Here is a 1,152-nt window from a genome sequence, read left to right as displayed (position 1 = left end):
GTGCGCTGGTTGCTTTGGATGAGCCTCAGTTGGCTGTTCGGCGGGGTGGGTTGGTGGTGCCGCGGTTGGTGCGGGCGGGTGTGGGTGTGGAGTTGGGTGGGTTGTGGCGGTTGGGTATTGAGCGGAAGGGGTCGTTGGAGGATTTGGAGTTGGTGTCGTCGGGTGGGGGTCGTGCGTTGGGTGTGGGTGAGGTGCGGATTGGGGTGCGGGCTGCGGGGTTGAATTTCCGGGATGTGTTGATTGCGTTGGGGTTGTATCCGGGGGATGCGCCGTTGGGGAGTGAGGCGGCGGGTGTGGTGTTGGAGGTGGGTGCGGGTGTGGTGGATCTGGTGCCGGGTGATCGGGTGATGGGGTTGGTGCTGGATTCGTTTGGTCCGGTGGCGGTGGCGGATCGGCGGATGGTGGTGCGGATGCCGGAGGGGTTCAGTTTTGTGGAGGCGGCGTCGGTGCCGGTGGTGTTTTTGACGGCGTTGTATGGGTTGGTGGATTTGGCGGGGTTGCGGGCTGGGGAGCGGTTGTTGGTGCATGCGGCGGCGGGTGGTGTGGGGATGGCTGCGGTGCAGTTGGCCCGGTATTTGGGGGCGGAGGTGTTTGCGACGGCGAGTGAGCCGAAGTGGGGTGCGGTGCGTGCTTTGGGGGTGCCTGCTGAGCGGATTGCGTCGTCGCGTGATGTGGGTTTCCGGGAGGCTTTTCTGGGTGTGACGGGGGGTGAGGGTGTGGATGTGGTGCTGGATGCGCTGGCGGGGGAGTTTGTGGATGCGTCGTTGGGTTTGTTGCCGCGTGGTGGCCGGTTCATTGAGATGGGGAAGGCGGATTTGCGGGATCCGGGGGTGGTGGCTCGGGAGTATCCGGGGGTGCGGTATCGGTCGTATGACCTGTTTGAGGCGGGGCCTGAGCGTATTCAGGAGATGTTGCTGGAGGTTGTGTCGTTGCTGGAGCGGGGGGTGGTGGGGCTTGCTCCGGTGCGGGTGTGGGATGTGCGGCGGGGTGGGGAGGCGTTCCGGTTCCTGCGGGAGGGCCGTAATACGGGGAAGGTGGTGTTGCGGGTTCCGGCGGGGCTGGATGCGGATGGCACGGTGTTGATCACGGGTGGTACGGGTGGTCTGGGTGCGGTGTTCGCCCGGCATCTGGCCGCAACGCATGGTGTCAGGC

1 protein-coding gene is annotated in these 1,152 nt (G+C 65.5%); it reads left to right on the top strand.

The features are described from left to right. Positions 1–134: 134 nt before the first annotated feature. A partial coding sequence (locus AB0N16_RS41845) for a zinc-binding dehydrogenase (RefSeq protein ID WP_365806044.1) occupies positions 135–1,152 on the top strand: 1,018 nt, incomplete at its 3' end.

The organism is Streptomyces sp. NPDC051105, from assembly GCF_040682795.1.
Taxonomy (GTDB): Bacteria; Actinomycetota; Actinomycetes; order Streptomycetales; family Streptomycetaceae; genus Streptomyces.
Note: the sequence above shows the minus strand (reverse complement) of the source record. Positions and strands in the feature narration are given on the sequence as shown.